4 protein-coding genes are annotated in these 6,639 nt (G+C 72.4%); 3 read left to right on the top strand and 1 reads right to left on the bottom strand.

Features of this window, described 5'->3' with window-relative positions; all coding sequences use genetic code 11:
- Positions 1-113: 113 nt before the first annotated feature.
- Positions 114-350, bottom strand: a complete 237-nt coding sequence (locus AC1DVI_RS21425; protein ID WP_200485361.1) for a DUF1150 family protein — start codon at positions 348-350, stop codon at positions 114-116.
- Between the two features lie 357 nt (positions 351-707).
- Between AC1DVI_RS21425 and AC1DVI_RS21420 the strand changes: the two genes are divergently transcribed.
- The 3 genes from AC1DVI_RS21420 to AC1DVI_RS21410 all read left to right on the top strand — a co-directional run bounded on the left by AC1DVI_RS21420 (position 708) and on the right by AC1DVI_RS21410 (position 6,509).
- On the top strand, positions 708-1,880 hold the full coding sequence (locus AC1DVI_RS21420; protein WP_476959686.1) for a DUF4384 domain-containing protein: 1,173 nt from the start codon (positions 708-710) through the stop codon (positions 1,878-1,880).
- Between the two features lie 83 nt (positions 1,881-1,963).
- Positions 1,964-3,778 (top strand): CHASE2 domain-containing protein, encoded by a 1,815-nt coding sequence (locus tag AC1DVI_RS21415; protein WP_476959685.1) that lies wholly within the window; start codon positions 1,964-1,966, stop codon positions 3,776-3,778.
- Positions 3,779-3,923: 145 nt separating this feature from the next.
- Positions 3,924-6,509, top strand: a complete 2,586-nt coding sequence (locus AC1DVI_RS21410; protein WP_476959684.1) for an SUMF1/EgtB/PvdO family nonheme iron enzyme — start codon at positions 3,924-3,926, stop codon at positions 6,507-6,509.
- Positions 6,510-6,639: the final 130 nt, after the last annotated feature.

Below are 6,639 nucleotides of genomic sequence, written 5' to 3'. Positions count from 1 at the left end.
GGGGAGGGAATTGGTGCTGAACGCACGAAAAAGCCCTCCCCTGCGCAGCGGGGGAGGGAGGGGACCCACGAAGTGGGGAGGGTGGGGGCAACGCCCCCATCACCTCCGCTCTCTCAATGCACGCTGACCAGCTCCATCCCATGCTCCTGAAGCGTCGCCCCCGCCGACGCGCGGTCGGTGTCCAGCCAAAGGCAGGTGCCGTTCGCGGCGTACACGGCGTAGGCGGGCAGGCCGTCGATCTCCACCGACCGCAGATAGGCGACCTCCAGGATTCCATGACGGGCGAAGCGGTCATCGAACCCGGCGGCGAAACCGTCGGCGACGTCGGCATTGGTGCGGCGGGCGGTCATGGTCGGTCTCCTCGGGCGATGGGGCGGACCAACGGGGCCGCCGGTCCTGCCCGGCACTGTATGGGGCGGGGCCGGGCCGCGCTGTGGCGCCCGCCACACCCAGTACGTCGGAAGGGCCCCAACTCCTGCGCAACTGTGTGCTGCGCCTCACAGCCACCGCCGCCCTCCGCCGTCTAGCCTCGACGGGCCGGCATTTTGGCCGGCGCGCATCATTTCGGAGGTCCGACCATGCCCGTCCGTTCACGGCGTCCGCCCTTCTTTGGGCCGGGTCCGCAGCCCCGTTATTCCCCCTTCGCCGCCTGGACAGGCGTCCGGGAAACGCCAATGATTCCGCGATCCCCGCCGGTGGAGGCCAGCATGGCGCACAGGACCCTGAGCGGACTCGTGGCGGTGGCCCTGTCGCTGGCCGCCTTCGGGGTGGTCGGCTTCACCGCCGGCCGCGCGGCGGCGGAGCAGGCGGTGGTCGTCGCCTCCACCGCCCCCGGCTACGCCCAGGGGCAACTGGTCCCCGACGGCGCGGCGGTCACCGTGCCGGACGGCGCCAACGCCATGTTCCTGTTCGCCAACGGGCGCATGCTGCGGATCAAGGGGCCGTTCGACGGGCCGCTCGACCGCATGCCCGACGCCTCGGGTTGGGGCGGAGTCGGCAGCCTCGTCGGCGGGGAGCGCTTCTTCCAGACCGACCTGGGGGCCGCCCGCGCGGTCGGCACCCCGATGCAGAAGGGGGAGGAGCAGGTCTTCACCCTCGACCCGGGCCGGGCCGGCATCCAATGCGTGAAGTCCGGCGGCACGGTGCTGCTGCGCAAGCCCGCCGACCCGGCGCTGATCCCGGCCACCCTGCGTGACGAAAACCGCGGCGCCACCGCCACGCTGCGCTGGGACAAGGGGGCGACGGTGCCCTGGCCGCGCGAGCTTCCGATGACCGACGGCACCGCCGTCTCCGTCGCCGGGCCGGATGGGCGGGTGCGCCACAGCGTGACGCTGCGCGTGGTCAGCGCCGAGGGCCAGGGCGCGGAACTGGCCGTCCGGCTGGCCGGTGCCGGCTGCGCCACCCAGGCGGCGTTTCTGCTGGACCCGGTGCGGGACAGCATGGCGCCGCTGAACCTCTATCTCGCCACCGACCGCGGCCTCTACCCGACCTACCGGTCCGGAGAGACGGTGACGCTGGTGCTCCAGACGAACCGGGACGCGCACCTTTACTGCTACCTGCGCAACACGCGCGGCCAGTTGACGCCGATCTACCCGCCGGGGCCGGCGGCCAGCTCGCTGGTGGAGGGGCACCGCACGCTGACGCTGGCCGGCGACCGTATGCCGGTGCCGTTGCGCGCGGCGGAGCGGTCGGGGAGCCTGTCCGCCGACCAGGAGGTGCGCTGCTTCGCTGCCGGGCGCGATCTCGGCGCGGACCTGCCGGGGCGCCAGGACGCCTTCCGGCCCCTGTCCGACGAGGCGGCGGCCCGGCTGGAGCGGACGCTCGCCTCGCTGAAGCAGACCGAACTGGTGATGGCGCAGGTGATCCTGCGCGTGGAGTGAGGGCGCCGCCGTTGGGGACATCGGGGGGCAGGCCAAGCTGGGCAAAAGCCCCGTGGCTCGCCAAAAGACTGGCCAGAGGGCTGGTGGGCTTGGCCGCGGTGGTCGGCGTGTCGGCGGCGGCGCTGGGGCTGACCCGGCTGGTGCCGCCCCTGCGCTCCGCCGACGAGAGTTTCCGCGACGTCGCCATCGCCTACTTCACGCCGCCCGCCCCGCAGCATCCCGGCATCGTGCTGGTCACGCTGGGGGAGGACCTGTTCGCCACGCTGGCCTGCCGGTCGCCGGTGGACCGCGGCTTCCTCGCCGATCTGGTGGGGACGCTGGAGGCGGCGGGGGTGCGGGCGATCGGGCTGGACATCCTGTTCGACCAGCCGACCCTGCCGGCGCTCGACGAGCGGCTGCGCCAGCGCATCCAGCGCGCCAAGGTGCCGGTGGTCGCCATCACCGCGCTCGGCGACACGGCGCTGACGGAGGAGCAGCGCCGCTACCTCGGGCGGTTCCTCGACGGCATCCCGCACGGCCACGCCAACCTCGCCAAGGACCGGCTCGACGGCACGGTGCGCTGGCATGTGCCGCGGGGGCCGGACGGGCTGCCCAGCTTCCCGGCGCGGATGGCCCAAGTCGCCGGAGGGGCTGCCGGAGAGGCGACGATCCCGGCGGAGCCCTTCCGCATCGACTGGCACGCCCGCCCGTCGCCGGACGCGCCGCCGTTCCCGACCTATCCGGCGGACATGGTGGGGATGCTGCCGCGCGGCTGGCTGGCCGGGCGGATCGCCGTGGTCGGCACCGTCCTGGTCGGGGTCGACCAGCACCGCACGCCCCTGTCGGTCGCCGGCCTGTCCACGCCGGGGGTGGAGATCCAGGCCCACGCGCTGGCCCAGATCCTCGACGGGCGGACCAGCCGCGACCTGTCCGACGGCTGGGGCGTGGCGCTGGTGCTGGCGCTGAGCGCCGCCGGGGTGGCCCTGGCGGCGGCCGGCTGGCCGGTGTGGCTGCTGGTGCCGGCTAGCCTGCTCGGGCTGCTGGCACTGTGGGCGGCGGCGCTGGCGCTGTTCGCCCAGGGCGGGCCGCTGGTGGCGATGATGGCGCCGTCGGCGGCGTGGCTGGGCGGCATCGCGGCGATGACCGCGCATCTGTCGCTGAAGGAGCGCACCGACCGCCGCAGCCTGATGCAGCTGTTCGCCAACCACGTCTCCCAGCCCGTCGCCGACGAGATCTGGCGGGAGCGCGCGACCTTCCTGGCCGGCGGGCGCCCCCGCCCGCAGGAACTGACCGCCACCGTCTTCTTCTCCGACATCGAGGGCTTCACCACGGTCTGCGAGGCGCTGGAGCCGGAGCCGCTGATCCTCTGGCTGGAGGGCTATCTCGACGCCATGGTGCGGGTGGTGGCGGCGCATGACGGGATCGTGCTGCGCTTCATCGGCGACGCCATCCTGGCGGTCTTCGGCGCCCCGGTCGCCCGCACCACCCAGGCGGAGATCGACGCCGACGCCGAGCGCGCCGTGCGCTGCGCCGTCCAGATGGGGCGGGAGCTTCAGGAGTTGAACAAGCGCTGGCAGGCGGAGGGGTTGCCGGCCATCGGCATCCGCGTCGGCATCCACACCGGGCCGCTGGTGGCGGGCAGCCTGGGCGGGCTGCGGCACATGGAATATTCGCTGCTCGGCGACACTGCCAACACCGCCGCCCGGCTGGAGGCGCTGGGCAAGACGGTGGGCATGCGCTCCTCCCCCCATTGCCGGATCGTCATCGGGGAACCGACTTGGATGGCAGTGCAGGACACGGTGGCCGGACTGCCGGTGGGCGAGATGGCGCTGAAGGGCAAGCGCAAGGCGGTCCGCGCCTGGCTGGTCCTCGACCGGGAAGGGGGGGAGGTGCGGCCCGCGGCGGAGGCCGGGGAGTGACCGGCCATTCCCCGTATTCGGGATTAGGCTGAATGAACGCTTGGTGCGCAGGAATCGAAATATTAAGATCGGCTAATTGGCAATTTTATGCCGACGGGTGCCGGGTATGGGGTGCGCAACCGCCTTCCCACCATGGAGCCGGCCGATGTTCGACGGACCCTCGACGCAGCATCGTTTGGGCAGGGACCTCTGGTCGCTCGGCCTCGTCCTGCTGTTGTTGGGCCTTCTCGGCTGGGCACCGGGCGCGGGCGCCCAGTCTTCTTCGCCCCAGCCTCCGCCGCCCCAGGCCTCCCAGTCCCCCGAGAAGCGCATCGCGCTGGTCGTCGGCATCGGCAAGTACGAATTCGCCCCCGAACTCCAGAACCCGGTGAACGACGCCAAGGCCATCGCCGAGGCCCTGCGCACGCTTCAGTTCGACGTGGACGAGAAGTTCGACATGGACAACCGCGGCTTCGAGCGGGCGCTGCGCGACTTCGGCATCCGCGCCTCGCAGGCCGATGTGGCGGTGATCTTCTACGCTGGGCACGGCATCCAGGTGGGCGGCAACAACTACATCGTCCCGGCCGACGCCAAGCTGGAGCGCGAGCGCGACCTCGTCTACGAGGCGATGCCACTGAACCTGATGATGGGCGAGCTGTCGCAGGCGCGCAAGCTGGGCATCCTGATGCTCGATTCCTGCCGCAACAACCCCTTCGTCGACCGGCTGAAGCAGGCCGGGCAGAACCGCATCCAGGTCAATTACGGCTTCGCCCGCGTCGACGACACGCCCAGCGACACGCTGGTCGCCATGGCGACCCGCGCCGACCAGCTGGCCGAGGACGGGCAGGGCGACCACAGCCCCTACACCGACGCGCTGCTCCAGCACCTCCAGACGCCGGGGCTGGAGCTGAGCCTGTTCTTCCGCAACGTGCGGGACACCGTGCGGCAGGCGACCAACGGGCGGCAGGAGCCTTACATCTTCGGTTCGCTGGGGGCGGCGCCCTTCTACTTCAACCCGCGCCCGCCGAACCGCCCGCCGGTGCTCGGCGAGATCCGCCCGCTGGAGCTGTCCGACCGTGGCGACGCCGAGCCGCTGCGCATCGGGCGCCCGACCGATCCCGACGACGACCAGCTCTTCGCGCAGATTTCCGGCCTGCCGCGCGGCGGCAGCGTGCGCATCGGTGACCGCATCGTGCTGATCGGCGACTACCTGACCGTGGAGCAGCTCGCCGCCACCAGCTTCAAGCCGGACGCGACGGTGGTGGGCGACGCCGGGCGCTTCGACTTCGCGATCATGGACGGGCGGGGCGGCGTGGTGCGGGGCGGCGTGGCGATCACCATCAAGCCGAGCAACCGTGAGCCGGTGGTTGCCGGCGCGCGCACCATCCGCGCCCTGCCGAATCACTTGGCCATCGAGGCGCCGGTGGACCCCGACGGCGACCCGCTGACCGTCACCGTCACCGCCGTGCCCGACCGCGGCAAGGTGCGCGACGGCGCCACCCTGATCCGCCCCGGCGACCGCCTGCCGGCCGAGGGGTTGACCCGTCTGACCTTCGACCCGGAGCAGGAGCGGGCGGGGGCGGCCGGCGCCTTCACCTATCAGGTGGAGGACGGCAAGGGCGGCAAGGCCACCGGCACGGTGACGCTGGAGATCGCTCCGCCGGGCGCCGCCCCGGCCGCGCCGGCGCTTGAGGAATCGCTGTGGCAGATGGTCAAGAGGAGCCGCGAGCCCGCCGACTTCGAGGCCTTCCTGCGGCTGTTCGGCAGCGGCGCCTACGCCAAGCCGGCGCGGGAGAAGCTGGGCGCGCTCACCCCCGCTGCCAAGCCGCCAGAGGTTGCGTCGGCTCGGCCGCCGCCACCAACCCAATCGGCTCCTCCTCCGGTCCCGCCCCCGGCTCCAGTGGTCGAGGCGGCGGCACCGCCCCCACCGGCACCGCCCCCACCGGCATCGCCGCAGCCCGTGCCCGCGCCGGAGCAGGTGGCCGCAGCGCCCCCGAACGGCAATGGGAACAGCACGGTGCGCAACCACAGCCGGTCGGCCAGCTTCCAGGACTGCCCGGCCTGTCCGGTGATGGTGCGCATCGCACCCGGCAGCTTCACCATGGGCAGCGACCAGGGCGACCGCTCCGAACGTCCGGTGCACAAGGTCACCATCGCCAAGCCCTTCGCGCTCGGCGCCTACGAGGTGACGGTGGCCGAGTGGCGCGCCTGCGTAGAGGGTGGCGGCTGCACCGGCGGCATGCCGCGCATGACCAAGCCCACCGACAGCACCCCGATCCACAACATCTCCTGGCTGGAGGCCCAGGCCTATGCGAAGTGGCTGAGCCAGAAGACCGGCCAGCGCTACCGCCTGCCGTCCGAAGCCGAATGGGAGTACGCGGCGCGCGGCGGCACGACAGGCCGCTACTGGTGGGATGGGCAGACGGGGACGCTGGCCAACTGCAAGGACTGCGGCGGCGCGCAGGAACGGCTGACCCCGGCCTCGGTCGGCAGCTACAAGCCGAACCCCTTCGGGCTGCACGACATGAACGGCGGCGTGGCGGAATGGGTCGCCGACTGCTGGCACGCGGACTATGCGGGCGCGCCGACGGACGGCAGCGCCTGGATGTCCACCAACTGCCGGGAGCGCGTGTTGCGCGGCGGGTCCTGGCGGGGCGGCTTGGCTGACATCACCGACACGGCGCGGCTGTTCTACGATCCCGACGTGCGCTACCTGAACAACGGGGTGCGGGTGCTGCGGGAGTTAAATTGAGGGGGAGTGGTTGCGTCGGGGCCCCACCCTAACCCTCCCCCGCTAACGCAGGGGAGGGGACTGCCGCCGCTTCGCAAAAATCTCCCTCCCCTGCGAAGCGGGGGAGGGCCGGGGTGGGGGCCCAACGAGA

The sequence above is a fragment of the Azospirillum sp. P4_B5 genome (assembly GCF_056402275.1).
Note: the sequence above shows the minus strand (reverse complement) of the source record. Positions and strands in the feature narration are given on the sequence as shown.

Coding starts and splice junctions, on each gene's coding strand:
- AC1DVI_RS21420 (WP_476959686.1), top strand. CDS start 708: ATGGCGCACAGGACCCTGAGCGGACTCGTGGCGGTGGCCCTGTCGCTG.
- AC1DVI_RS21410 (WP_476959684.1), top strand. CDS start 3,924: ATGTTCGACGGACCCTCGACGCAGCATCGTTTGGGCAGGGACCTCTGG.
- AC1DVI_RS21425 (WP_200485361.1), bottom strand. CDS start 350: ATGACCGCCCGCCGCACCAATGCCGACGTCGCCGACGGTTTCGCCGCC.